Genomic DNA, 22,755 nt, shown 5'->3' on the forward strand with positions numbered 1-22,755 from the left:
TCAGCCGTTAACTCACTACCGAATGGGAGGCTCTGGTCGCAACCGGTCCAAGGGACGGTTGCCTGAAAGGAGGCTTGTTATGGTTGCAAATGAAAAGAAATATGTCGTGACCGAGCAGCAATTGGCTCATCTGGGCGAGGGCGCTGTTGCCTATATGCGCCAGATGGACGTCACCGAGCTGCAGGGGGCCTTCCCTGCCGTATCGGAGATGATGGACATCAAGCCCGGCACCAAGCTTTGGGCAGTCTTTGGCGCGAATGGAGACCCCATTCTACTTGCCGATGCGCGTGCAGCAGCGCTCGCCGGTGTGTTGCAGAACGATCTGCAGCCGGTCAGTCTTCATTAGGTAATTGAATATCCGAGGCCGCGTTGAATGCGGCCTCGTTCATGCTGCGTTGGAGGCGGGTGCCTGAGCAAGAAGATTGTGTATGGCAGCAGCGTCATCCGTGCCGCGAATCTTGGCTGTCGTATCCGGATCGCGCAGCACGCGGGCAATCCGTGAGAGGGCCTTAAGGTGGTCCGCGCCCGCACCTTCTGGTGCAAGCAGCATGAACACGAGGTCGACGGGGCGATCATCCAGCGAATCGAACTCGACCGGATGGTCTAGGCGCGCAAAGATACCCGTGATTTCGGAAATTCCCGCAAGTTTCCCGTGAGGAATGGCGATGCCATTGCCCACCCCTGTGGATCCCAGGCGCTCGCGCTGAAGGATCGTATCGAAAATCTCGCGCTCTGTAAGGCCGGTAACGCTTGCCGCCTTTTCCGAAAGAAGCTGCAGAACCTGCTTCTTCGAATTCGCCTTCAGCGACGGCACGATCGCTGAAACCTCGATCAGATCACTGAGATCCATCATGTTATTCCTCTATTCCGGCAGTTGGGGCGGGTTGCCCCGCCCCTGCCAATCATTCGCCCGCTATATTGGACGGATCAATCCAGCCGATATTGCCATCTGCGCGGCGATAAACAATGTTCACCCCGTCGGTTCCCGCGTTGCGGAACACGAACACGGGGCTGTCCTTTGTGTCGAGTTCGATCACGGCCGAGGCGACGGACATGGTCTTCAGCGGCATGCGTGATTCGGCCACCACCGTGGGCGCAAAATCCTCTGCCACTTCTTCCTCTTCATCCGCCACCGGCGACATGATGCGGTAGGCAATATCCATCGGGTCAACCCCGTTGCTGCCCGTCGCATGAGACTTGAGCTTGCGCTTGTAGCGGCGCAGACGCTTTTCAACGCGCTCGGCCGCCGCGTCGAAGGCCGGCTGCGGCTCCTGCGCCTGGCCGGTCGCCTGGAACACCATGCCGGTATCGAGATGGATGGTGCAGTCGGCATTGAAGCGCTGTCCCGCCTTCTCGACCGTCACCCGGCCGGAGAAGCCCCCGTCGAAATATTTGTCGACGGCTTCGTTGATCCTGGTCTCGATGCGTTCGCGGAACGCATCGCCGATGTCCATATGCTTGCCGGAAATACGGAGGCTCATGAGATGACAGACCTTCCTTCAATGTGATTTTACGGAATGCAAGTTTATACGTGTGGCCTACGCGCACAAGGTTTCGGCACCACTCACCACGCTTCGTTGCCCGTAAATCGCGTTTCTGGTCTTGAGCCGATCATCAGGTGCGGCTGCTGCACGCTTGCCGCCCCTCGCTGCGCGCGGCTTCTAGTTGCTTGGGGAGGCAATGTCAATCAAGCAGGGCGTGCCATACCGCGCGCCCTGATCGAAACAGATTTTGTCACGAGCGCATGAATCCGCGTTGATTCTAGCAGCTGGGTCAGTCCGCCAGCGGGAAGGTGAGGAACAATCGGCTGCCATTCTCATCAAGCTCCTGAGCGAAATTGCCATTCAGCCGTGATGCGGCAGCATTCATGATATTTGTGCCGAGGCTCCCGATCTTCCCCAGCTTTGGCCGGTGCGCCTTGCTGCCGAGTCCGTCATCGCTGCAGGCAAGAATCATTTCTCCGCCCTGCTCCTTCAGTTCGATCGTCACATTGCCGCCCTGTGCATCCGAAAAACCGTGCTTCAGAGAGTTCGCAACAAACTCGCTGACGATCATCCCGAGTGCCGAAGCTGTGTCCGAATCCATGGCTGCATGGACGGCCTCCGCGTGAATGCGCACATTGTCCGGTGCAGTCTCCTGCAGAAGGCCCACGACCCGCTCAAGAAAGCGTTTGATGTCGATCTGCTGGCCCGAGGAGGACCCCTGAAGCTGCTCGTGTAGCGCACCGATCGCGTCGATGCGTCGTTGAACCGCCGTAAGTGCGTCGCGCGCGGTCTCGTCTTCAACGCTACGCAGATACAGGCGCACGATGGAGGAGACCGTCTGCAGCGAGTTCTTGACCCGGTGATCGATTTCCCCGCGCAGAACTTCCTGATCGCGCAGCGCAAGCCGCAACTCGAACTGCTTCATGACCTGCCGGGCAAGAACCCTGATCGCGCTGCGCTGAAGATCGTTCAGCTGCCGGGGCTGGTTGTCGAGCACGCACAATGTGCCAAGCGGCATGCCGTTTGGCGCCACCAACCGCGCGCCTGCATAGAATCTGAGGCCACCAGTTTCTGCCAGGCAAAGCGGGTTATCCGCCAGACGCGGGTCATTCAGCGTGTCTTCGATTTCAACGAAGTCTTCATCAAGAATGATATGTGCGCAGATCGAGGTGTCGATGGGCGTCTCGCGCGTGCCCAGTCCGACTTCCGCCTTGAACCACTGGCGCTCTGCATCAATGATGTTGATGACCGAGATGGGTGCGTCGCATATCTGCGCCGTCAGCGCGACGATCTCGTCGAATTCCTCTTCGCGGGGCGTATCCAGTATCTGGTAGCGGTATAGCGTCTTCAGACGTTCCGCCTGCTCGGGATGCGCCTCAGCTCTCAAACTCAAGTCCCCCACGATGTTCTACATCGATTGGTTGTTCAGATTTCCCACAGGATGGACCGGTGGATCTTGGTCAGGCGCTCGCACGAGCCAGCGCCTTCTTTTCCCGGCGCCGCTGGACAGAGGAGGGAATGTTCATGCCCTCTCGATACTTTGCAATGGTACGGCGTGCAATCTCAATCCCTTCTTTCGCAAGATGTTCGACGATGGCATCGTCGGAAAGTACGGATTTCGCGGTCTCGTTGTCGATCAGGCTTCTGATCCGGTCTCTGACCGCTTCGGATGAATGGGCTTCTCCGCCCTCGCTTCCGCCCAATGCGGTGGTGAAGAAGTAGCGCAGTTCGAACAGTCCACGTGGCGTCATCATGTATTTGTTCGCGGCAACGCGGCTGACGGTGGATTCGTGCATGCCGATGGCATCGGCGACGGTTGACAGCTTGAGCGGCTTGAGGTGCCTCACGCCGTGGACAAGAAACGCATCCTGCTGGCGCACGATTTCACTGGCCACCTTCAGGATGGTGCGCGCGCGCTGATCAAGACTCCGCGCGATCCAATTGGCGCTTTGCAGGCATTCGTTGAGGAAGGCACGATCTTCCTTCGCCGCATTTTTGGATACGGTGGTAAAATAGGTCTCGTTGACGAGCACCTTGGGCATGGCATCCGAGTTCAGCTCTATTGCCCAGCTCCCGTCGGGCGCCTGCTTCACGCTGACATCGGGGATGATGGTCTCCGCCGTGCCGCCGCTGAAGGCAAGGCCGGGCTTCGGGTCGAGTGCCCGGATCTCGGCAAGCATCTCGACAAGGTCTTCCTCATCAACACCGCAGATGCGCCGGAGCGTGGCAAAATCGCGCTTTCCCAACAGCTCCAGATTTTCCATGAGGCTGGCCATTGCAGGGTCGAGCCGGTCCCGCGCCTTGAGCTGCAGGGCGAGGCATTCGGCGAGGCTTCGGGCGAAGAGGCCCGGCGGATCGAACTGCTGGCAGCGTGCCAGAACAGCCTCCACGGCTGAAATTTCAGCGCCGAGGCTCTCGCACAAGCTCTCTGGCTCAGCTGCCAGATAGCCAGCTTCGTCGAGGCAATCTGCCAGTTCGGCAGCGATCAGGCGCTCTGCAGGCGCGGTGAAAGCGAAGCTGATCTGTTCTTCAACATGATCGCGCAGGGTGATGGGTGCGCTGGCGCTCTGGCCAATGTCCCAATCCGCGGCAGTCGTTCCCATCCCCGCAGATGATCGCCATTGCGCGGCCAGGTCAGGCGCCAATGCGTCTCCTCGACCAGGATCATCGGGAAAGAGGTTTTCCAAGGAGGAATCGAGTTTTTCTGCAATACTGCTGGCACTGACGCGTTCGGTGGCACTGTCGCCATCAGCCCCGCCATCGCTGCCCGCCTCCTGCGCCTCCGCACGCTCCAGCAGCGGGTTGCGCTCCATTTCCGCTTCGATAACGCGCTCAAGCTCGACGCCGGTCATCTGCAGAAGTCTGATCGACTGCAGAAGCTGGGGCGTCATCACCATGGACTGGCTTTGACGCAGCTGAAGACCTGGCGACAAGGCCATGATTGTTCACGCCATACGCTGGAGAAACGACAAATGTTGCGCTGCCATTGAACTGGCCCGCTACTTGCTTGTCAATCGAGCCGCCTACTGGTTGCGGCGCTTGTCTTCGCTCGCGATCTGCGCCCAGCTGTTATTCTGTGCCAACATGGCACGCAAATAGGCGACATTGGCTTCTGCCTGTTCGGGTGAAAGCTCCTGGCGGGCAATCTTCTCCGCGTCCGAAAACCGGCCCTGTAGGCCGATGACGAGGGCGAGGTTCTGCCGCACCCGGCTGTCGGCACCCGGTGAGCCGGCTGCCTGACGCATATATTTCTCCGCCGTCTGAAGATCGCCTTCGAGGAGATGGGACATACCCATATTTGAGAGCACCGAGGCTTCGTTGGGCTGTATGCTCAGGGCCTTGCGGTAAAGAGCACGCGCCTGTTCCGCTTCGCCCAGCTGATCCAGGATCGCGCCTTCTGCCGACAGAAGGCGCCAATCGGGATATTCGGGCGTCTGCGCACGGCGAATGGCATCAAGAGCAGGCTTCAGCTCACCTGCGGCGGCCAGCGCCTTGCCATAGGCTGCAAGCACTTCCCGGTCCTTGGGATAATCAATCGCCAGCTTGCGCATCACGGCAAGCGCCTGATCGCTCTGACCGTTCATCTGAAGCAGAGTCGAGTAGCGCATGGCGGTGGCGCGGTCCTTCGGATCACGCGCATAGGCCTGACCGGTGGACTGCGCCGCCTGCTGCAATTCCGGCGCGGAAAGCGTGTCGAGCGAGCGCGAGGCATCGCGGGACACTGCGTTGGTCGTGATCTGGCTGACCTTTCGTGCAGAATTCGCACATCCTGCCAGCACGCTGGTCGAGAGAAGGGCAACGCCAATCAGCGCCAGTGCCCGAAGCCGCCTTGCTTCACCCTGATGATGCGCACCCATTGCCCTGGATCCTTAACCTGAACGCGATTTGATTCCACCTCCAGAAGTATTCCGTTAACCCTAATGGAGTGTTAATCCGGCGCTCCGAACAGACATTGCGAAAGGTGCTTCATGCCCATCAGCTTCAGCGCAGCTTCCACAGACACTGCCATCCCGGTTCACCTCGTCAAAGGCGGTCGACTGCAGGACCTTGACCTTGATGGATCGGCGCGTGAGTGGGCAAAGGCCGCCGGTTTCAGTGGAGATGAGGGCGAAGTGCTTCTCCTGCCGGGTGAGGGCGGTGCGCTTCAGGGCGTGCTGTTTGGCGTGTCGGAAGAGATGCTGCCATTAAAGACGCTGGCCCTCGGCGCGCTGGCTCGCAAGCTGCCTGAGGGGCATTACCGAGTCGCTGGCGATGTTGCCGAGCCTGAGCTTGCCGCAATCGCCCTTGCGCTAGGCGGTTACTGCTTTACCCGCTACGGCAAGAAGCCGACGCGGACTTTGAGCTTTGCACTTCCCGAAGGTGCGGATGAGAAGCGCGTGGAAGATCTCGCCACCGCGACATTTCTCACCCGCGACCTCATCAACACGCCCGCAAGCGATATGGGGCCGGTAGCATTGGAAGCGGCCGCAGCCAACCTTGCCAGCGAACATGGGGCCAACTTCAACGCCGTGCGCGGCGATGCTCTTCTGGAGCAGAATGTCCCGATGATCCACGCCGTCGGCCGCGCGTCGGATGAAGCACCGCGCCTGATCGACTTCACCTGGGGGCGCAGCGATGCGCCGAAGGTGACGCTCGTCGGAAAGGGCGTATGCTTCGACACCGGCGGCCTCGACATTAAGCCGGCCAGCGGCATGCTTCTGATGAAGAAGGACATGGGCGGAGCGGCCAATGTGCTGGGCCTTGCTTCAATGCTGATGGCCTCGAAGCTCGATATCCGCCTGCGTGTGCTTATCCCGGCGGTCGAGAATTCCATCTCCGGCAACGCGTTTCGCCCCGGCGATATCCTGCAAAGCCGGAAAGGGCTCACCGTGGAGATCGGCAACACCGATGCCGAAGGACGGCTGGTCCTCGCTGATGCCCTGGCGCTGGCCGACGAGGAAGAGCCTGAAGTACTCATCGATATGGCTACCTTGACCGGCGCGGCGCGTGTCGCGCTCGGTCCCGATCTGCCGCCTTTCTATTCACTGGATGATGCCTTCGCGGGAGAGATCGCCAGCGCATCCGAAGCTGTTGCGGATCCGCTTTGGCGGATGCCTTTGTGGCAGCCCTATATGCCGAAGCTTTCCTCCCGCGTCGCCGACACGAACAATATCACCGCGGACGGCTTTGCTGGCTCCATCACGGCCGCACTTTTCCTGCAGAAATTCGTGGAGAAGGCGAAGAGTTGGGCGCATTTTGACGTCTTCGGTTGGAATCCGGTTGAAAAGCCGACCTGCCCGATCGGGGGTGAGGCTCAGGGAATTCGCGCCTTGGAGCAGGTCCTGCGTCAGCGCTATGGCCGCTAGCATTTCGGAGGATGCCTGATGGAAAAACTCGACCGCCGCCTTCATGCCTTCCGGCCCGATCTTGCTGATGTGAAGCTCCAGGGCCGGGTGGAGGCGGAGCGCTTCGTGGAAGGCAGACCCGCGCGCGTGGTTGCGCCCGTCAGCAACATACATGCCGCCCCCGCATTCGATGCAGGCGTCGACAGCCAGCTTCTGCACGGGGAAGGGGTGCGTGTGTTCGACGAAGCGGAAGGCTGGTCCTGGATCCAGGCCGAAACCGACAATTATGTCGGCTATGTCGAAACGGCCACTCTGGCGCAGGGGGCGACCGATCTTACCCATGTCGTTTGTGCCGTCCGCAGCTTTGTGTACCCGCAGGCCGAACTGAAGTCGCCGCCTGTTGACGCGCATTCCATGGGGGCACGGGTGAAAGTGGTCGGCCAGGAGGAAAAGCGCGGAACGCGCTATGCGCTGCTTGCCGGTGGCGGTGCGATGATCGCGGATCATCTACGGCCGGTTGATGATCACGCACCGGACTATGTCGAGATCGCCGAGCGGTTCCTGCACACGCCCTATCTCTGGGGTGGGCGCAGTGGCTTCGGTATCGACTGTTCGGGCCTCGTTCAGCTATCCATGCAGATGGCGGGCCGCCTCTGTCCGCGTGACACCGACATGCAGGCAAGCGGTCTCGGTGAGCCGATAGATCAACTGCAACTGCGCCGAGGCGACCTGGTCTTCTGGAAAGGGCATGTGGCGATCGTGCTGGATGAACAGTCGATCATCCACGCCAATGGCCACACCATGACCGTCGCCGTGGAGCCGCTGGAACAGGCCATCGAGCGCGTTGCAAGGCTCTATGATCGCCCGACAGGCTATCGCCGTGCCTGAACGCTTGCCTCAGCCATAGGACTTGACGGCCACCACGGCGTTGGTCCCGCCAAAGGCAAAGCTGTTGCTGAGTGCTGCCCGCACGTCACGGTGCCTTTTCTCATTCGGCGTGACGTCCAGATCGCAATCCGGGTCGGCCTCGCGGAAATTCGCGGTTGGCGGTACCAGCCCTTCACGCACTGCATTCACGCAGGCGATCAGTTCCAGCGCACCGGAGGCGCCGAGGCAATGGCCATGCATGGATTTCGTCGACGAGACAGACAGCCTGTCGGCATGCCTGCCGAAGACGCTGCGAATAGCCTCGGTCTCTATCCTGTCATTGGCTTTCGTGCCGGTTCCATGAGCGTTGATGTAGTCGACGTCACCGGCAGATAGTCCCGCTTCATCGAGACATGCAGCCATTGCCTGTGCTGGTCCCTCCACCGAAGGCGCCACGATGTCCGAAGCGTCTGCCGAGAGGCCAACCCCGGCCAGTTCGGCCAGTATGGGCGCGCCCCTGGCCTGCGCATGTTCAAGCGTTTCAAGGACCACCATGCCAGCGCCTTCGCCAAGCACCAGTCCCTGACGGTCGGCGGAGAAGGGGCGGCAAGTATCGCCAGCCAGAACGCGCAACGCCTCCCATGCCTTCACCACACCGAAAATCAGCGGTGCATCGCTGCCCCCGGCAACCATGACATCGGCACGCCCGAGCCGAAGCTGGTCGGCAGCGCTCGCAATGGCATGATTGGCGGACGAACACGCGGAAGTCGCCGCAAAAACGGGCCCCCGCAGTCCGAACTGCATGGAAACCTGTCCTGCGGCTGCACCCGGCATGACTCGCGGCACGGTGAAGATGTTCACCCGGTTCTTCTGCTCAAGCAGAATGGCGCGGTAGCTGTCTTCGATGGACTCCCAGCCGCAAACACCGACACCCACCACAGAGCCGCAACGGCTCCGGTTCGCTTCGGTGACTTCCAGTCCGGCATCGGCAATCGCCTCGCCCGCGGCAATAACGGCAAGCAGGCTGAAGCGGTCCATTGTTGTTGTGCGCTTGCGCTCCAGACCGTGGTCGGGGAGTTCCGCGATCTGCGCGCCGACGCGTGTCTTCACATCATGCAGCGCTTCGCTGTCGATCGGGCCGATGGCGCTTTTCCCGTCGGCCATGGACTGCCAGATTTGTGGGACATTGTTGCCCAGCGCACAGATGCCGCCAAGGCCGGTAATGACAATTCGCGTGCGGCTCATGTCAGGCTTTGGCCTGGACGAGCTTGCGCACTGCTTCCACGATGTCCCGCACCGTTTCGAGATTTTCCCAGGCTTCCGCCGTGTTCATCTCGACTTCGATGCCGAATGCATCTTCCAGGTCGAAGATGATTTCCGTCAGTTCAAGAGAATGGATGCCAAGATCAGACAGCGGCGTGTCCATGCCGATCGTGCTGACATCCCCTTCTGCATGCGCGCTGATCTTCTCGAGGATCGTCTGTCCCAGCGAATTCGTTTCGCCTTGCGCTGCGCTCATCAGGCCCCTCCGTAAACTCCACTGCATCCGCCGCTAAAGGGGATGCTCCTCACAGGCCATATGACCGCAATATTGATCCGCCTACAAGTCGGATGCGATGGGGAAAACCGGCTATTCTTCCTCCGGCGCCTCACCGATGACAAAAACCGTCACCTGGCGTTCCTCGCCATATTCGACGGCGATGATGTCACGCAGCAGGATGCTTCGGGAATCCACCGCGTGATAGAAAAGCGCACTGCCCTCTATGGCCTCGCGAAGTGTCTGAAGCGGCTGTTCGTTTTTCTCCAGAACCTCGGCGACTTCGGGCGTTTCCGCGGTTTCTGGCGCGACGAAAATGATGTCCAGCTCGTCCAGGTTGAACGTTTTGCGAACTTCCTGTGCAGCCGCCCGTGCATTGCCGACGGCTTCGATCAGGCGATCGGTTTCTTCAACGGTCGTCGCTTGTTCTGTCTTCACTTCCGAGCCGACAATCGCGTCGATGGCCTCTTCGCTGTCCAGCCCCTGCGCCATGGCAGGAGCAGAGTAGGCTGCAAAGCCGACAGATAGCCCGATTGTCAGCAGCAGGCCGGTGAAAAGGCGCGGCTTGTTCGGCAAGGCAGAAGGGGCGATGGGCATGAAAGTCTCCATTCCTTTCGCAGGGCAACTCGTCTGAAGGGACCGGGTTCCCTCGTCAGTAAGCATCCATCTTCTAGAGAACAAGGTCGGCGGGAAGTCGGTGCTTGATCACGCGGACGGCGTTGGGCAGGTCATTCTCTTTCACCCATTTGATCGCAGCCTCGGCCTCTCGCCCGTGTGCGGCCCAGCGCGCCAGAAGGCGCCGCTCCAGCTCCTCAAGCCTGACATCGAGAAAGAAGCGCATGTCGAAGAGCGCGGCCAGTCTGCGCCAGGGGTCTTCATCAAGCAGAAGATAATTTCCTTCCACAAGCACAAGCTCCGTCTCGGGAGTAACAAGCCCGGCGGCAGCGCGCGAAAGTTCCATGCCGCGATCAAAGATAGGGATGGCGACGGTCTCATCGCCGGAACGCAGTCGCTTCAGCAGGCTTTCAAAGCCATTGAAATCGAACGTCTCCGGCGCGCCTTTTCTATGCGCAAGTTCCAGTTCTGCCAAAACCCGGTCATCATAGTGGAAGCCGTCCATCGGCACGACCGCGGTTTTTCGACCGCGTGCAGCGAGCGCGTCTGCGGCGTCCCGTGCCAGTGTGGACTTGCCCGAACCCGGCGCGCCGGCAATGGCCACCAGTTGTCGCTTTCCCGAAAGCGTGCCGACGAGTGTGTTGGCCAGTTTTTCAGCAGACCGCATGCGGCTGTTCTTCAGGAAGTTAGCCACTGCTCATAGTCCGAGACCAGGAGGCGATAGGGAGCCTCATCCTCCTCGATTGGCGAGAAGCGCGGGATTTGTTCCTCGAAGACATTGTCCGTCAGGTCGTCATTGACGGTCGAAACCTCGCCGATAAGCACATCGCCGCCTTCGCCCCAGAACTTGTGCCAGACGCCGGGCATCAGCGTCACGCTCTCGCCGGCAGCCAGCTTCAGTACGTCCCCGGCAGCGAATTCACGTAGGATGCCGTCCGTCGGCACTGTCACGCGCGCCTCACGGTCAATGGAACCGTCGGCCTGCGAGGCATAAAGCTGGATTGCGAGCGTCCCGCCGCCTCGGTTGATGATGTCTTCGGCCTTCACCACATGGCGGTGCATTGGCGAAATCTGGTCCCTGCGAGAGATCATGATCTTCTCGGCATAGAGCATACCGCTGCCGCGCTTGAGGTCTTCCGCATCCCCATTGCGCACCGTGAAGAGAAACAGTCCCTTGGCATCGAAATCACCGCCGGCATAATCCGTCACGTCCCAGCCAAGACGCGCCTTGATCAGGCCATTAAGTTCGTTGCGCCGCGCGTTCATCTCTTCTGGCGTTAGGTCGGCAAAGGGCGGCAGCACGTAACCGAAGGACCGGATGAAGGCTGCACCTTCGCGTATGATCTCGTTGACGTGGGAGCGTTTCATCCCCGGGCTCCTGTCTCAGAAGGCTTTGAAGGTGAGCGTGGTAAGCGAGCGCTCTATGCCCGGAACACTCGCAACATTGTCATTGATGAATTTGCCTACATCCACGCCTTCATCAATATAGACCTTCAGCAAAAGGTCGTAGTCGCCGCTTGTGGAATAGAGTTCGGAAGCGATTTCACGCTCATAAAGGGCGTCCGCCACCTCATAGGTCTTGCCGGGTTTGCAGCGCAGTTGAACAAATACCGGTCTCATCACGGCCCTCACAAAACTCGTTGGCGCAGGCATTCCAGCCGCTATCGAAATTGGGCGGAGGGTTCATTGATTGACCTTCCGTGTCAACTCCAAACAGCAGCGTTCACTTGTGGGAGTTTCGCCTTCCGCTTTGCACGCGGCAGCGTTCTGACGCATATTCGCGCCCATGAGCAAAGCGAGCGAAAAACTGGCCGATTACGAGGCCATGCTTAGGGACAACGGCATGCGGATAACGCGTCCGCGCCAGGTCATCCTGCGCATCCTCTCGGAGACGGACGATCATCCGGACGCGATGGAGATTTTCTCCCGCGCCCAGGAGGTCGATCCCGCCATTTCGCTGTCTACGGTCTATCGCACGATGAAGCTGCTCGAGGAGAAAGGCGCGATCCATCGCCATGCCTTCGAAGGCGGCCGTGCGCGCTTCGAGCAGGCGGGCGGAGGCCATCACGATCACCTGATCGACATCGATACTGGCGATGTGGTCGAGTTCCATTCCCGCAAAATTGAAGCTCTACAGGATGAAATCGCCCGAGAATTGGGATACGAGATCGTCCACCACCGGCTCGAGCTTTACGGACGCAAGCGCCGCAAGAGCTGAACTGAGATGAATAGCGGGCGCGGCCGCCCGCGCCAACGGGGGCAAAAAACCTGAAATGCAGAAAGCACAGATCGGCCTGATCGGCCTTGGCGTCATGGGCGCGAATCTCGCGCTGAACATCGCGGAAAAGGGTTTCCGCATTGCTGTCTACAACCGCACCAGCGAGAAGACGGATGCATTCGTGGCCGAAGCCGGCGAACTCGCCGAAAACATCATTGGCTGCTCAAGTCTTGAAGAGCTCGCAAATGCCATCGAGAAACCACGCCCGATCATCCTGATGGTGCAGGCGGGCGAAGCGGTCGATCAACAGATCGAAGCCCTTCAGGGTATCATCGATGCCGACGACATCATCATTGATGCCGGCAACGCCAATTTCCGCGACACCCGCCGCCGCATGGAAGCATTGCGGGAAAGCGGCCCCCGCTTCATCGGCATGGGTGTGTCTGGTGGCGAGGAAGGCGCCCGCCACGGACCCTCGATCATGGTCGGTGGCCCACGCGTAGCCTATGACCACATCAAGCCTGTGTTGCAGGCGATTGCAGCACGCTATGAAGGAGAGGCCTGTGAGGCCTGGCTTGGCTCCGATGGGGCAGGTCATTTCGTCAAGACCATCCACAACGGCATCGAATATGCCGACATGCAGATGATTGCCGAAATCTACGGCATCATGCGCGATGGTGCGGGCATGGCACCGGCAGAGATCGGCAATGTCTTTGACCGCTGGAACAAGGGCCGTCTGAACTCCTATCTAATCGAAATCACCGCCAAGGTCTTGGGCGTAACCGACGAGAAGAGCGGCGGACCGATCGTTGACATTATCGTGGATCGTGCAGGGCAGAAGGGCACGGGCCGCTGGTCGGCGATCGAATCCCAGTCGCTCGGCATTCCGGCGACCGCAATAGAGGCAGCAGTCGCAGCTCGCAGCCTCTCGGCCATGAAGGATCTGCGCATCGAGGCCGAAAAGCGTTTCAAGATTGAAACCGGGTCCGTCGAGCCGCTGGATGACCATCGCATCACGATGCTGGAAGACGCCCTTCTGGCAGGCAAGGTGATTGCCTATGCACAGGGCTTTGCGGTCATGACGGCGGCGTCGAAGGAATTCGGCTGGGACCTGCCACTGGCAGAAGTTGCCCGCATCTGGCGCGCCGGCTGCATCATCCGCTCGCAGTTCCTTGATGAGATCGCCAGCGCCTATGAGGCGGAGACGGAAAAGACAGATCTGTTGATGACGGATACCTTTGCCGACCTGATCAGTCGTACGCAAGGTGCGCTGCGCAAGACGGTGGCGGAAAGTGCTGCTGCCGGCCTGCCTGTTCCAGCTCTTGCCTCTGCGCTCGGTCACTTCGACCAGTTCCGCCTTGGTCGCGGCACGGCAAACCTGATCCAGGCGCAGCGCGACTTCTTCGGCGCCCACAGCTTCGAGCGTTTCGACGCGCCGGGCGCCCATCACGGCAACTGGTCCTGAGATAAAAAAGTGCCGCCGTGGCGGAGGGAAGCCACGGCGGCCTTTTATCATTCACGACAGCCCGGAGAGGGGGGGTGAGGCTGCCGTGTGCATGTCCGGAATGGCGGGGGACAGGCCTGAACCGGACCGTCAGCGATAATATTGCTGACAACTGTTATTTCGTGCGCCCAACATGGCTATTCAAGGGCGCAGAAATTACATCTTTGTAACGTTCTCGTTATTCTCTCCACGGGCACGCAGCGGTAGCCGTCATGGCAAGAGACCGCAGGCAAAATCCGGCTTTTGCATGGACAGGACGCAGCCTTCGCGCTACCCGTTCAACCCATGAAAAAAGGCGATCATCTCTTTCTAGTCGACGGTTCGGGCTACATTTTCCGGGCTTACCACGCACTGCCTCCGCTGACGCGGAAATCCGACGGTTTGCCTGTTGGCGCGGTTTCGGGCTTCTGCAACATGCTGTGGAAGCTCCTGCAGAATGCGCGCGACACGAATGTCGGCGTCACGCCCACGCATTTTGCGGTTATCTTCGATTATTCGTCAAAGACATTCCGCAACGAGCTTTACTCGGAATACAAGGCCAATCGCACGGAGCCGCCGGAAGATCTGGTTCCCCAGTTCGGACTGATCCGCGAAGCCACCCGCGCCTTCGACCTGCCATGCATCGAGAAGGAAGGCTTTGAGGCCGACGATCTCATCGCCACCTATGCGCGGCTTGCCGTGGAAGCGGGCGGTGATGCCACGATCATCTCCTCCGACAAGGACCTGATGCAGCTCGTCGGACCATGCGTCTCCATGTACGACCCGATGAAGGACCGCGAGATCCGCGTGCCGGAGGTGATCGAAAAATGGGGCGTGCCGCCCGAGAAGATGATCGACCTGCAGGCGCTGACCGGCGATTCCATCGACAATGTTCCCGGCGTACCGGGCATCGGCCCGAAGACGGCTGCGCAGCTTCTGGAAGAGTATGGTGATCTCGACACGCTTCTCGATCGCGCGTCCGAGATCAAGCAGAACAAGCGCCGCGAAAACCTGATCGCCCATGCCGACAATGCACGCCTTTCTCGCGAGCTCGTGCGTCTGCGCACCGATGTGCCGGTGGATGAGAGCATCGATGCGTTTCAGCTCAACCCGCCGGACGGCCCGAAGCTCATCGGTTTTCTCAAGGCGATGGAGTTCACCACGCTCACGCGCCGCGTGGCAGAGGCAACCGGGGCTGATGCTGCCATCATTGAAGCCACTCATGTCGAGGTGGCCGAAGGTGCCGCGGCCCATGGCCCGGATCTCACCGTCCCTTCATCGGGTACGGGAGAACCCGGCGCGGAAGGGGAGGTCGCGCCCGCCGGACCGCAAGGCTATACCCCGCAGCTGCTCGCCAAGAACCTTGCAGATCAGGCTGCCACCACCGCGATCGATCGCACGGCCTATGAGTGCATCCGCACGACCGAGCGGCTGGAGCATTGGATTGCCGAGGCGCGCGAAGCAGGCATCGTCGCCTTCGACACGGAGACCACATCGCTCGACCCGATGCAGGCTGGTCTGTGCGGTATCTCGCTTGCGGTTGCTCCCGGTCGTGCGGCCTATATCCCGCTCTCCCACAAGGACGGTTCTGGCGATCTGCTCGGTGGCGGTTTGATCGAAGACCAGATCGGCGAAGAAGAAGCGCTGGCTTTGCTCAAGCCTTTGCTTGAGGACGCTTCCGTCCTCAAGATCGGGCAGAACCTGAAATTCGATTGGCTGTTGCTCTATCGCAAGGGTATCGAGGTCACGCCCTATGACGACACCATGCTCATCTCCTATGCGCTTGAGGCGGGTGCGGGCCACGCAGGCGGCGGTCACGGCATGGATTCACTCTCGGAACGCTGGCTCGGCCATGTGCCTATCCCATACAAGGAGCTGACGGGCACCGGCCGCAACCAGATCACCTTCGACATGGTTGCGATCGACAAGGCTACGGCTTATGCCGCCGAAGACGCTGACATCACGCTGCGCCTTTGGCACGTGCTCAAGCCCCGTCTCGTCGCCAACGGTTTGACCACCGTCTATGAACGCCTTGAACGTCCCATGATTTCGGTGGTGGGCCGTATGGAACATCGCGGCATTCAGGTGGACCGTCAGATCCTCTCCCGCATGTCCGGCGATTTCGCCCAAACCGCCGCTGGCATGGAGGAAGAAATCTACGAGCTGGCGGGAGATCGCTTCACGATCGGTTCGCCGAAGCAGCTTGGCGAGATTCTCTTCGGTAAGATGGGCTTGCCGGGTGGTGCCAAGACCAAGTCAGGACAGTGGTCTACCTCGGCCCAGGTGCTCGAGGAGCTCGCAGCTGCCGGTCACGCCCTGCCGCGGCGCATCGTGGACTGGCGGCAGGTTACCAAGCTGAAATCGACCTATACGGACGCTCTGCCGGGCTATATTCACCCTGAGACGGGGCGCGTTCACACATCCTATTCGCTGGCATCGACCACGACGGGGCGTCTGTCCTCGTCGGAACCGAACCTGCAGAACATCCCGATCCGCACGACGGAAGGCCGCAAGATCAGGCGCGCTTTCGTAGCGCCGGAGGGCTGCAGACTGATCTCGGCCGACTACAGCCAAATCGAACTGCGCGTGCTGGCCCATGTGGCAGAAATCCCGCAGCTTCGCCAGGCTTTCGCCGATGGTCTGGACATTCACGCCATGACCGCATCGGAAATGTTCGGCGTGCCGGTCGACGGCATGCCGGGCGAGGTGCGCCGCCGCGCGAAGGCCATCAATTTCGGTATCATTTACGGCATTTCCGCCTTCGGTCTGGCCAACCAGCTCGCCATCCCGCGTGAGGAAGCCAGCGCCTATATCAAGCGCTATTTCGAGCGTTTCCCCGGCATCAAGGACTATATGGAAGAGACGAAGGCCTTCGCACGCCAGAACGGCTATGTGGAGACGATCTTCGGCCGCCGCGCGCATTACCCGGAAATCCGCTCGTCCAATCCGTCCGTGCGCGCCTTCAACGAGCGTGCCGCCATAAACGCTCCCATCCAGGGCTCGGCAGCCGATATCATCCGCCGTGCCATGATCCGCATGGAAGGCGCATTGGCAGATGCGGGGCTGGCTGAGGTGAAGATGCTTCTACAGGTGCACGACGAACTGATCTTCGAAGCGCCCGTCGATCTGGTGGAGAAGGCCATCCCCGTGATCCGCGAGACCATGGAAAACGCTGCCTTCCCCGCGCGTAACCTCTCGGTTCCGCTACAGGTGGATGCACGTGCGGCTGACAATTGGGACGAGGCGCATTGATATGGAATGGCTTTCAGCCATACCGCTGCAAAGCCTTCTTCCATTCCTGCTGGCTTCATTACTGATCGAGCTGACGCCAGGACCAAACATGGCCTATCTGGCGTTGGTTTCGGCATCAGAAGGTCGGCGCGCCGGGGCTGCGACAGTGGCCGGGGTTGCGTTGGGCTTGGCTGTCATCGGCATTATCGCGGCCCTCGGGGTGGCCCAGCTCATCCAGGCTTCACCCTTGTTGTATGAGGGGCTTCGATGGGCCGGAATTGCGTTCCTGCTCTATCTCGCATGGGATGGCTGGCGCATGGGAACAGATATCGTGAAATCCGGCGACAAACCGGATAGCCAGCATTTCATGCGCGGCTTCATCACGAACCTTCTCAATCCCAAGGCCGGTGCATTCTATGTGACTGTTCTGCCAAGCTTCGTTGTGCCCGGCCTGCCCGCCAGCCAGCAGACGATCATCCTGACGGGCGCCTATGTAGGGGTGGCGACAGCCGTTCACGCTGCGATCGTAATTCTTGCTGGCTCACTTGAGCCGATCCTGAACAATCCGCGCCGGGAACTCGTTGCACGCCGTGTGCTTTCGGCGATGCTTGCTGCTGTCGCAATATGGTTTGGCTGGGCGACCGGCCGCTGATCAGACGGCCTTTCGGATCGCCTCGATGTTACGGCGATAGGCGTCTTCGCTGCCGCCTTTGAAGACTGCGGAGCCCGCCACGAGCACATTTGCACCCGCTTCCACGACAAGTGGCGCCGTTTCCGGTGTCACGCCACCATCAACCTCGATATCGATGTCCCGATCGCCCACCATCGCCTTCACGCGGCGGATCTTCTCGACAACCGCGGGGATGAAGGCCTGACCGCCAAAACCGGGATTGACCGTCATGAACAGGATGAGGTCCACCTCGTCCAGCACATATTCAATGACGCTTTCAGGCGTGCCGGGATTGAGCGAGACGCCCGCCTTCTTGCCAAGCTTGCGAATGGTCTGAAGCGAGCGGTGGAGATGCGGGCCGGCCTCGGCATGAACCGTGATGATGTCGCAACCTGCATCCGCGAAGGCTTCCAGATACGGGTCTGCAGGCTCAATCATCAGATGGCAGTCGAACACCTTGTCCGTGCGATCACGCAGGGCCTTGATGATGGGCGGCCCAAAGGTGATGTTCGGCACGAAATGCCCGTCCATCACATCCAGATGCACCCAGTCGGCGCCCGCGCGCACCACGCTTTCCACCTCGTCTCCGAGCCGTGAGAAATCCGCTGAAAGAATGGATGGTGCGATCTGGAGGGGGCGCGTCATGAGTTGTCTCGCAAGCCGGTGTTGAACTTGGCATTGGACCTACCCGCCCAGCGTTGACTTGTCGAGAAGGCGCCCATTCTCAAAACGATTAGCTGTGTGGATGCCGATTTCCACGCCCTGTATTCGAGCTGGAACAGACAGTTAGCCGGGCGTCAAAAAACTGACATCTGACTGACATTGGAGGTTCATGCAGGAACGCTAGGACTCCACTCCGACAAGAGCAAGAGCTCGGGACCGGGGAGTGGTCATGTTGGAAATCAAGGGCGTTACGCGGCGCTTCGGTAAAACGGTGGCCGTCAATTCCGTAAACCTTCAGATTGCCGAAGGCGAAATGGTTGGCGTCATCGGTCGCTCCGGTGCAGGCAAATCGACATTGCTGCGAATGATCAATCGCCTCGTCGAAACGAGTGAAGGTGCGATTGCCTATAACGGCCTTGAGGTCACCGGCCTGAATGGCACCACGCTGCGTCGTTGGAACCGCGATTGCGCGATGATTTTCCAGCAGTTCAACCTCGTGCCGCGGCTTGATGTTCTGACCAATGTGCTGCTCGGCCGGCTCAATCACCGCTCGACCGTGAAGAACCTGCTCGGCATCTATTCCCGCGAGGAGCGCATCAGGGCCATCGCGGCGCTGGAGCGGCTCGACATTGCGCATACCGCACTCCAGCCGGCGGGCACGCTATCCGGCGGTCAGCAGCAGCGCGTGGCGATCGCCCGCGCTTTGATGCAGGAGCCGAAGGTGATCCTGGCAGACGAGCCGATTGCCTCGCTCGACCCGCTCAATGCCAAGGTGGTCATGGACTCGCTTGCCGACATCAACCGGCGCGAAGGCATCACGGTCATCACCAATCTTCACACGCTGGATACCGCCCGCCACTACTGCTCGCGCATAATCGGCATGGCCAAGGGCGAAGTCGTCTTCGATGGCCCGCCTGTCGCGCTGACGGCCAATGCCGTGCGCAAGATCTACGGCGCCGATGCGACAGGCGAGTCAGTTCGCGAAGACATCACCTCCACCACCATCAAGACATCGCCGCGGCCTGCAGCAGCGCAGGTGATGGAGCCCGTTCTCGCCGGATAGGCAGCGCTTCGCCCCCGTCAAGGGCCATGGATCATCTACGAAAAACCGCCGGGTCTTCCGGCAGCAACAGGAGAGACGACATGCTGAAGAAAGCACTTCTGAGCGCCGTTGCGCTCGCAGCACTCGCAATGGGTTCCGCCCAGGCTGAAGACCTGAAGACATTCCGCGTCGGCATTCTCGGCGGCGAGAACGAAGCCGACCGTCTGCGCAATTTCCAGTGCCTCGCCGACAAGCTTCCCGAAGCTCTCGGCGTGGAAGAGGTCCAGTTCTTCCCCGCCTCCGATTACGATGGCGTTGTTCAGGGCCTGCTCGGTGGCACCCTTGATTATGCCGAGCTCGGCGCCTCCGGCTATGCCAAGGTCTATCTCGAAGATGAAAACGCTGTTGAGCCGATCCTGACCACGGTCCAGACCGACGGTTCCACCGGCTACCACTCCGTCATGGTTGCCCGTGCCGATTCCGGCATCAAGACGCTGGAAGATCTCAAGGGCAAGAAGCTCGGTTTTGCCGATCCGGACTCCACCTCCGGCTACCTTGTCCCGGCTGTCACTCTGCCAGCCGCAATTGGCGCTCCGGTTGACGAATTCTTCGCCGAGACCGGCTTCGGTGGCGGTCATGAGAACCTGGTTCTCGAGGTCGTGAAGGGCACCTTCGATGCAGGCACCACCTGGGCATCCGGCGTGGGTGATTTCTCCGAAGGCTACACCTCCGGCAATCTGCACAAGATGGTCGAGAAGGGCATTCTCGACATGGACGATCTCGTCGAGATCTGGAAGTCCCCGCTCATCCCGAATGGCCCGGTTGTTGTTCGCACCTCGCTCGACGATGGCATGAAGCAGGCCTTCAAGGACTTCATGATGCAGCTCCCCGAAACCGACGCCGAGTGCTTCTCTGCGATCCAGGGTGGCGATTACACTGGCTACACCGAAGTAACGCCGGAATTCTACGCGCCGATCATCGAAGCGCGCCGCGCCCAGATCGGATCCTGATAGGACCAATCCGAGACCGGCCCCTTCTCCTCGATCGAGGGGGAGGGGCTGCCTCATGTCTTGAGCAGACCGGACATCATGACAGCGACCACACAGACACCGCTTCTGACAGAAGCCGGCGCAACCGTTGAACGTCATTGGCGTGAACTGGCTGGCCGCCGCCGCCTCTACACCTTTGGCGGCATCGCATTTCTTGCGCTGGCAATGTTCGGCTCGCTCTGGTTTGCCAACGAATCCAATGCCGGCAAGTTCTTTGACCGCCTGCCCTATCTCTTCGATTTCGTGGGTCAGCTCGTGCCACGTGATGGCATGGAGATCTGGCGGGCAATGTTCGACCTGCCGTCGCCCTATGACGATGGAAGCCTGAAATACAATTATCCGGACGGGCGCATCTATCTCACCGAGAGCCTGTATCTGCCGGAATATTTCTACAAGATGCTCGAGACGATCAATATCGCGGTGGTTTCCACACTGATCGGTTTTGTCTTCGGCTTTATCCTTTGCTTTCTGGCTGCGGCCAATCTGACAACGCGGCGCTGGCTGCGCTTCTTCGTGCGCCGCTTCATGGAGCTGCTGCGCGCCTTCCCGGAAATCGTGATCGCCGGCTTCTTCCTTGCCATTCTCTCGCTGGGTGCGGTTCCCGCCATCATAGCGGTGGCGATCCACACCATCGGCGCGCTTGGCAAGCTCTTCTTCGAGGTCGTCGAAAACGCGGATCTGAAAGCCGAAGAAGGCCTGCGTGCGGCGGGTGGCAACTGGGTGGAGCGGGTCTGGTTTGGCGTCGTGCCGCAGGTTCTGCCCAATTTCCTGAGCTATACGCTGCTGAGACTCGAGATCAATGTGCGCGCCTCCACCATCATCGGTGCGGTCGGCGGCGGTGGCATTGGCGAGACCTTGCGCCTGTCGATTGGCCGCGGCCATGAGGCCAAGACGCTCGCGATCATCCTTTTGCTGTTCACAACGATCGTTGCGGTTGACCAGTTCTCCGCATGGCTGCGCAAGCGCCTTGTGCGTGAACAAAGCTTCACTCTCGCGCAGGGAGCGTGATTATGGCTTCACAATCCGCAAATGACGCGATCCTGGCGTGCTATCCCGAAATATTCGCCAGCAGCGCCCGCCGTCAGCGCACCGGTTGGCTGATCGGCCTCGGTACGATTGCTTATCTCGCCTTCGCCTGGTGGTTCTTCTCCATTGGCAGCGTGTTGGGCGGAGCAAACTGGGGCATAGCCGGCACCTATCTCAATGACTGGTATTCCTACGAGATCAAGCCCGACATCGACTTTGAGGAAAACCATCTCACGGTCTCCTTCCCCCGTTTCTCACCGCTCGGCAGTGATCCCAAGCCGGAGTGGCTGGAGCTGCGCAAGGACACGGTGCGCGTCGCCAGCGGCACAGGTTCAGCCGCGACCGGAACGGGGCAAACCGCGAATAGCGGCTTCCTTGGAAATCTGCAGGCAGAGCCTGCCCCTGCCCCTTCCCAAAACAGCTTCCTGGGCAACCTGCCGCAAACATCTGGGGAGGCCGCTGCCGTATCTGCGCCGCAAGCACCTCGGCAAATCGAGGCAGTCGTTGAAGCGCGCGTCCACCTCTCTGCAGACCATTTCATCGACATTCAGCCAGGCGGCGTGGTTGTGACGCGCGGCGAGGAAGTCCTGAACATTCGCATTGAAGAGGGGCGGGTTCTGCCGCTCGAACCTCTTCCCGACTGGGCCAGTCAGCGCTCGGAAGGCGCGAAGATACTCCTGTCCTTTGGCATGAAGGGCAGGGCGGAAATCCGCGACAACAAGGTTAAGGTCAGCCGCCGCTTTCTTGGATGGGAGAATTTCTTCTTCGACACGCGCTCACCATTCTGGGGTAAGTCAGCCGGGGAGGTGATCTCCCTGATTGCCTTCGGCCCGCGTATCGAACCCGAACGCAGCAACGCCGCGCTCGCCCTCGACAATTTCGCCAACAATGCGGAGTGGCAGCACGGCGATGTCTGGCTCAAGCTGCTTCAGACCATCGTCATGGCCTTTGTCGGCACGGTGCTTGCAGTTATCGTGGCATTCCCGCTGTCATTTCTTGCTGCCCGCAACATCCATCCGCGGCGGGTTGCCAACTTTGCCCTCAAGCGATTCTTTGACTTCCTGCGCTGCGTGGACATGCTGATCTGGGCGCTCTTCTTCACCCGTGCCTTCGGGCCGGGACCACTGGCCGGCATTTCCGCCATTTTCTTCACCGATACCGGCACATTCGGTAAGCTCTACTCCGAGGCGCTGGAGAATATCGACGAGAAGCAGCGTGAAGGCGTTCGCTCTGTCGGCGCATCGCCAAGCGTGGTTCAGCGTTTCGGCGTATTGCCACAGGTGCTGCCGGTCTTCCTTAGCCAGGCACTGTATTTCTGGGAATCGAACACGCGTTCGGCGACCATCATCGGAGCTGTGGGTGCAGGTGGCATCGGCCTGAAGCTGTGGGAAGCCATGCGCACGAACCAGGATTGGGAAAATGTGGCATATATGGTCTTGTTGATCCTGATGGTCGTGTTCATCTTCGACAATATTTCAAGCATGCTTCGCCGCCGGCTAATCGGAACCGAGGGTGCAGCGCTGAATTAGGAACCCTATCCTTGGCA

At 60.1% G+C, this 22,755-nt stretch carries 23 protein-coding genes; 11 read left to right on the forward strand and 12 right to left on the reverse strand.

Annotated elements, in window-relative coordinates:
* Positions 1-79 precede the first annotated feature (79 nt).
* Positions 80-346 carry a DUF1150 family protein gene (locus tag WA367_RS07175; RefSeq protein WP_336056115.1) on the forward strand — a complete coding sequence of 89 codons (267 nt, stop codon included), beginning with the start codon at positions 80-82 and terminating at the stop codon, positions 344-346.
* A gap of 39 nt (positions 347-385) precedes the next feature.
* Here the strand turns inward: WA367_RS07175 and ptsN are convergent, their stop codons facing one another.
* The 5 genes from ptsN to WA367_RS07200 form a co-directional block, all read right to left on the reverse strand.
* Positions 386-850: a PTS IIA-like nitrogen regulatory protein PtsN gene (gene ptsN, locus WA367_RS07180; RefSeq protein ID WP_036486327.1), complete on the reverse strand. Its 465-nt coding sequence runs from the start codon at positions 848-850 to the stop codon at positions 386-388.
* A 52-nt stretch (positions 851-902) separates the two neighbouring features.
* Positions 903-1,481, reverse strand: coding sequence for a ribosome hibernation-promoting factor, HPF/YfiA family (gene hpf, locus WA367_RS07185; protein ID WP_336056116.1), 579 nt, complete (start codon positions 1,479-1,481; stop codon positions 903-905).
* Between the two features lie 292 nt (positions 1,482-1,773).
* Positions 1,774-2,877: a histidine kinase dimerization/phosphoacceptor domain -containing protein gene (locus WA367_RS07190; RefSeq protein WP_336056117.1), complete on the reverse strand. Its 1,104-nt coding sequence runs from the start codon at positions 2,875-2,877 to the stop codon at positions 1,774-1,776.
* 67 nt (positions 2,878-2,944) lie between these two features.
* Positions 2,945-4,423, reverse strand: a complete 1,479-nt coding sequence (rpoN, locus tag WA367_RS07195) for an RNA polymerase factor sigma-54 (protein ID WP_336056118.1) — start codon at positions 4,421-4,423, stop codon at positions 2,945-2,947.
* Between the two features lie 84 nt (positions 4,424-4,507).
* The gene (locus tag WA367_RS07200) at positions 4,508-5,341 is read right to left on the reverse strand and encodes a tetratricopeptide repeat protein (protein ID WP_336056119.1); all 834 of its coding nucleotides are present in this window, start codon (positions 5,339-5,341) and stop codon (positions 4,508-4,510) included.
* Between the two features lie 111 nt (positions 5,342-5,452).
* On the opposite strand from WA367_RS07200, the gene WA367_RS07205 reads away from it, so the two are divergent.
* Both WA367_RS07205 and WA367_RS07210 read left to right on the forward strand, forming a co-directional pair.
* The gene (locus tag WA367_RS07205; protein WP_336056120.1) at positions 5,453-6,829 is read left to right on the forward strand and encodes a leucyl aminopeptidase family protein; all 1,377 of its coding nucleotides are present in this window, start codon (positions 5,453-5,455) and stop codon (positions 6,827-6,829) included.
* An 18-nt stretch (positions 6,830-6,847) separates the two neighbouring features.
* The gene (locus tag WA367_RS07210; RefSeq protein ID WP_336056121.1) at positions 6,848-7,696 is read left to right on the forward strand and encodes an NlpC/P60 family protein; all 849 of its coding nucleotides are present in this window, start codon (positions 6,848-6,850) and stop codon (positions 7,694-7,696) included.
* Between the two features lie 9 nt (positions 7,697-7,705).
* Here WA367_RS07210 and WA367_RS07215 read toward each other — a convergent pair whose 3' ends face one another.
* The 6 genes from WA367_RS07215 to WA367_RS07240 all read right to left on the reverse strand — a co-directional run bounded on the left by WA367_RS07215 (position 7,706) and on the right by WA367_RS07240 (position 11,447).
* Entirely contained in the window at positions 7,706-8,920 is a 1,215-nt protein-coding gene (locus tag WA367_RS07215; RefSeq protein WP_336056122.1) for a beta-ketoacyl-[acyl-carrier-protein] synthase family protein, read from the reverse strand.
* Between the two features lies 1 nt (position 8,921).
* A complete protein-coding gene (locus WA367_RS07220; RefSeq protein ID WP_336056123.1) occupies positions 8,922-9,194 on the reverse strand; it encodes an acyl carrier protein in 273 nt (90 codons plus the stop codon).
* 111 nt (positions 9,195-9,305) lie between these two features.
* Positions 9,306-9,809, reverse strand: coding sequence for a hypothetical protein (locus WA367_RS07225; RefSeq protein WP_336056124.1), 504 nt, complete (start codon positions 9,807-9,809; stop codon positions 9,306-9,308).
* 73 nt (positions 9,810-9,882) lie between these two features.
* Positions 9,883-10,494 (reverse strand): nucleoside/nucleotide kinase family protein, encoded by a 612-nt coding sequence (locus WA367_RS07230; protein ID WP_336056125.1) that lies wholly within the window; start codon positions 10,492-10,494, stop codon positions 9,883-9,885.
* A gap of 11 nt (positions 10,495-10,505) precedes the next feature.
* The gene (locus WA367_RS07235) at positions 10,506-11,195 is read right to left on the reverse strand and encodes a D-lyxose/D-mannose family sugar isomerase (protein WP_336056126.1); all 690 of its coding nucleotides are present in this window, start codon (positions 11,193-11,195) and stop codon (positions 10,506-10,508) included.
* A gap of 15 nt (positions 11,196-11,210) precedes the next feature.
* Positions 11,211-11,447, reverse strand: a complete 237-nt coding sequence (locus WA367_RS07240) for an Lrp/AsnC ligand binding domain-containing protein (protein WP_336056127.1) — start codon at positions 11,445-11,447, stop codon at positions 11,211-11,213.
* A 166-nt stretch (positions 11,448-11,613) separates the two neighbouring features.
* On the opposite strand from WA367_RS07240, the gene WA367_RS07245 reads away from it, so the two are divergent.
* The 4 genes from WA367_RS07245 to WA367_RS07260 all read left to right on the forward strand — a co-directional run bounded on the left by WA367_RS07245 (position 11,614) and on the right by WA367_RS07260 (position 17,411).
* A complete protein-coding gene (locus tag WA367_RS07245) occupies positions 11,614-12,045 on the forward strand; it encodes a Fur family transcriptional regulator (RefSeq protein ID WP_336056128.1) in 432 nt (143 codons plus the stop codon).
* A 55-nt stretch (positions 12,046-12,100) separates the two neighbouring features.
* A complete protein-coding gene (gene gndA / locus WA367_RS07250) occupies positions 12,101-13,510 on the forward strand; it encodes an NADP-dependent phosphogluconate dehydrogenase (protein WP_336056129.1) in 1,410 nt (469 codons plus the stop codon).
* 324 nt (positions 13,511-13,834) lie between these two features.
* Entirely contained in the window at positions 13,835-16,780 is a 2,946-nt protein-coding gene (gene polA / locus WA367_RS07255) for a DNA polymerase I (protein WP_336056130.1), read from the forward strand.
* A 1-nt stretch (position 16,781) separates the two neighbouring features.
* Positions 16,782-17,411 carry a LysE family translocator gene (locus WA367_RS07260; RefSeq protein WP_336056131.1) on the forward strand — a complete coding sequence of 210 codons (630 nt, stop codon included), beginning with the start codon at positions 16,782-16,784 and terminating at the stop codon, positions 17,409-17,411.
* Here the strand turns inward: WA367_RS07260 and rpe are convergent, their stop codons facing one another.
* The gene (gene rpe / locus WA367_RS07265) at positions 17,412-18,074 is read right to left on the reverse strand and encodes a ribulose-phosphate 3-epimerase (RefSeq protein ID WP_336056132.1); all 663 of its coding nucleotides are present in this window, start codon (positions 18,072-18,074) and stop codon (positions 17,412-17,414) included. It abuts the gene before it with no gap.
* Positions 18,075-18,321: 247 nt separating this feature from the next.
* Between rpe and phnC the strand changes: the two genes are divergently transcribed.
* The 4 genes from phnC to phnE (WA367_RS07285) all read left to right on the forward strand — a co-directional run bounded on the left by phnC (position 18,322) and on the right by phnE (WA367_RS07285) (position 22,738).
* Positions 18,322-19,155, forward strand: a complete 834-nt coding sequence (phnC, locus tag WA367_RS07270; RefSeq protein ID WP_336056133.1) for a phosphonate ABC transporter ATP-binding protein — start codon at positions 18,322-18,324, stop codon at positions 19,153-19,155.
* 80 nt (positions 19,156-19,235) lie between these two features.
* Entirely contained in the window at positions 19,236-20,144 is a 909-nt protein-coding gene (gene phnD, locus WA367_RS07275; protein WP_336056134.1) for a phosphonate ABC transporter substrate-binding protein, read from the forward strand.
* Between the two features lie 78 nt (positions 20,145-20,222).
* Entirely contained in the window at positions 20,223-21,191 is a 969-nt protein-coding gene (gene phnE / locus WA367_RS07280) for a phosphonate ABC transporter, permease protein PhnE (RefSeq protein WP_336056135.1), read from the forward strand.
* 2 nt (positions 21,192-21,193) lie between these two features.
* Positions 21,194-22,738, forward strand: a complete 1,545-nt coding sequence (gene phnE / locus WA367_RS07285) for a phosphonate ABC transporter, permease protein PhnE (RefSeq protein WP_336056136.1) — start codon at positions 21,194-21,196, stop codon at positions 22,736-22,738.
* The last annotated feature ends 17 nt before the right edge of the window (positions 22,739-22,755 follow it).

The organism is Nitratireductor sp. CH_MIT9313-5 (assembly GCF_037029545.1).
Classification (GTDB): Bacteria; Pseudomonadota; Alphaproteobacteria; order Rhizobiales; family Rhizobiaceae; genus Chelativorans.

Bases quoted from the DNA above. Each gene is read 5' to 3' on its own strand.
- WA367_RS07175 (WP_336056115.1), top strand. From the start codon at position 80: ATGGTTGCAAATGAAAAGAAATATGTCGTGACCGAGCAGCAATTGGCT.
- ptsN (WP_036486327.1), bottom strand. From the start codon at position 850: ATGGATCTCAGTGATCTGATCGAGGTTTCAGCGATCGTGCCGTCGCTG.
- hpf (WP_336056116.1), bottom strand. From the start codon at position 1,481: ATGAGCCTCCGTATTTCCGGCAAGCATATGGACATCGGCGATGCGTTC.
- rpoN (WP_336056118.1), bottom strand. From the start codon at position 4,423: ATGGCCTTGTCGCCAGGTCTTCAGCTGCGTCAAAGCCAGTCCATGGTG.
- WA367_RS07200 (WP_336056119.1), bottom strand. From the start codon at position 5,341: ATGGGTGCGCATCATCAGGGTGAAGCAAGGCGGCTTCGGGCACTGGCG.
- WA367_RS07205 (WP_336056120.1), top strand. From the start codon at position 5,453: ATGCCCATCAGCTTCAGCGCAGCTTCCACAGACACTGCCATCCCGGTT.
- WA367_RS07210 (WP_336056121.1), top strand. From the start codon at position 6,848: ATGGAAAAACTCGACCGCCGCCTTCATGCCTTCCGGCCCGATCTTGCT.
- WA367_RS07215 (WP_336056122.1), bottom strand. From the start codon at position 8,920: ATGAGCCGCACGCGAATTGTCATTACCGGCCTTGGCGGCATCTGTGCG.
- WA367_RS07220 (WP_336056123.1), bottom strand. From the start codon at position 9,194: ATGAGCGCAGCGCAAGGCGAAACGAATTCGCTGGGACAGACGATCCTC.
- WA367_RS07225 (WP_336056124.1), bottom strand. From the start codon at position 9,809: ATGCCCATCGCCCCTTCTGCCTTGCCGAACAAGCCGCGCCTTTTCACC.
- WA367_RS07230 (WP_336056125.1), bottom strand. From the start codon at position 10,494: ATGCGGTCTGCTGAAAAACTGGCCAACACACTCGTCGGCACGCTTTCG.
- WA367_RS07235 (WP_336056126.1), bottom strand. From the start codon at position 11,195: ATGAAACGCTCCCACGTCAACGAGATCATACGCGAAGGTGCAGCCTTC.
- WA367_RS07240 (WP_336056127.1), bottom strand. From the start codon at position 11,447: ATGAGACCGGTATTTGTTCAACTGCGCTGCAAACCCGGCAAGACCTAT.
- WA367_RS07245 (WP_336056128.1), top strand. From the start codon at position 11,614: ATGAGCAAAGCGAGCGAAAAACTGGCCGATTACGAGGCCATGCTTAGG.
- gndA (WP_336056129.1), top strand. From the start codon at position 12,101: ATGCAGAAAGCACAGATCGGCCTGATCGGCCTTGGCGTCATGGGCGCG.
- polA (WP_336056130.1), top strand. From the start codon at position 13,835: ATGAAAAAAGGCGATCATCTCTTTCTAGTCGACGGTTCGGGCTACATT.
- WA367_RS07260 (WP_336056131.1), top strand. From the start codon at position 16,782: ATGGAATGGCTTTCAGCCATACCGCTGCAAAGCCTTCTTCCATTCCTG.
- rpe (WP_336056132.1), bottom strand. From the start codon at position 18,074: ATGACGCGCCCCCTCCAGATCGCACCATCCATTCTTTCAGCGGATTTC.
- phnC (WP_336056133.1), top strand. From the start codon at position 18,322: ATGTTGGAAATCAAGGGCGTTACGCGGCGCTTCGGTAAAACGGTGGCC.
- phnD (WP_336056134.1), top strand. From the start codon at position 19,236: ATGCTGAAGAAAGCACTTCTGAGCGCCGTTGCGCTCGCAGCACTCGCA.
- phnE (WP_336056135.1), top strand. From the start codon at position 20,223: ATGACAGCGACCACACAGACACCGCTTCTGACAGAAGCCGGCGCAACC.
- phnE (WP_336056136.1), top strand. From the start codon at position 21,194: ATGGCTTCACAATCCGCAAATGACGCGATCCTGGCGTGCTATCCCGAA.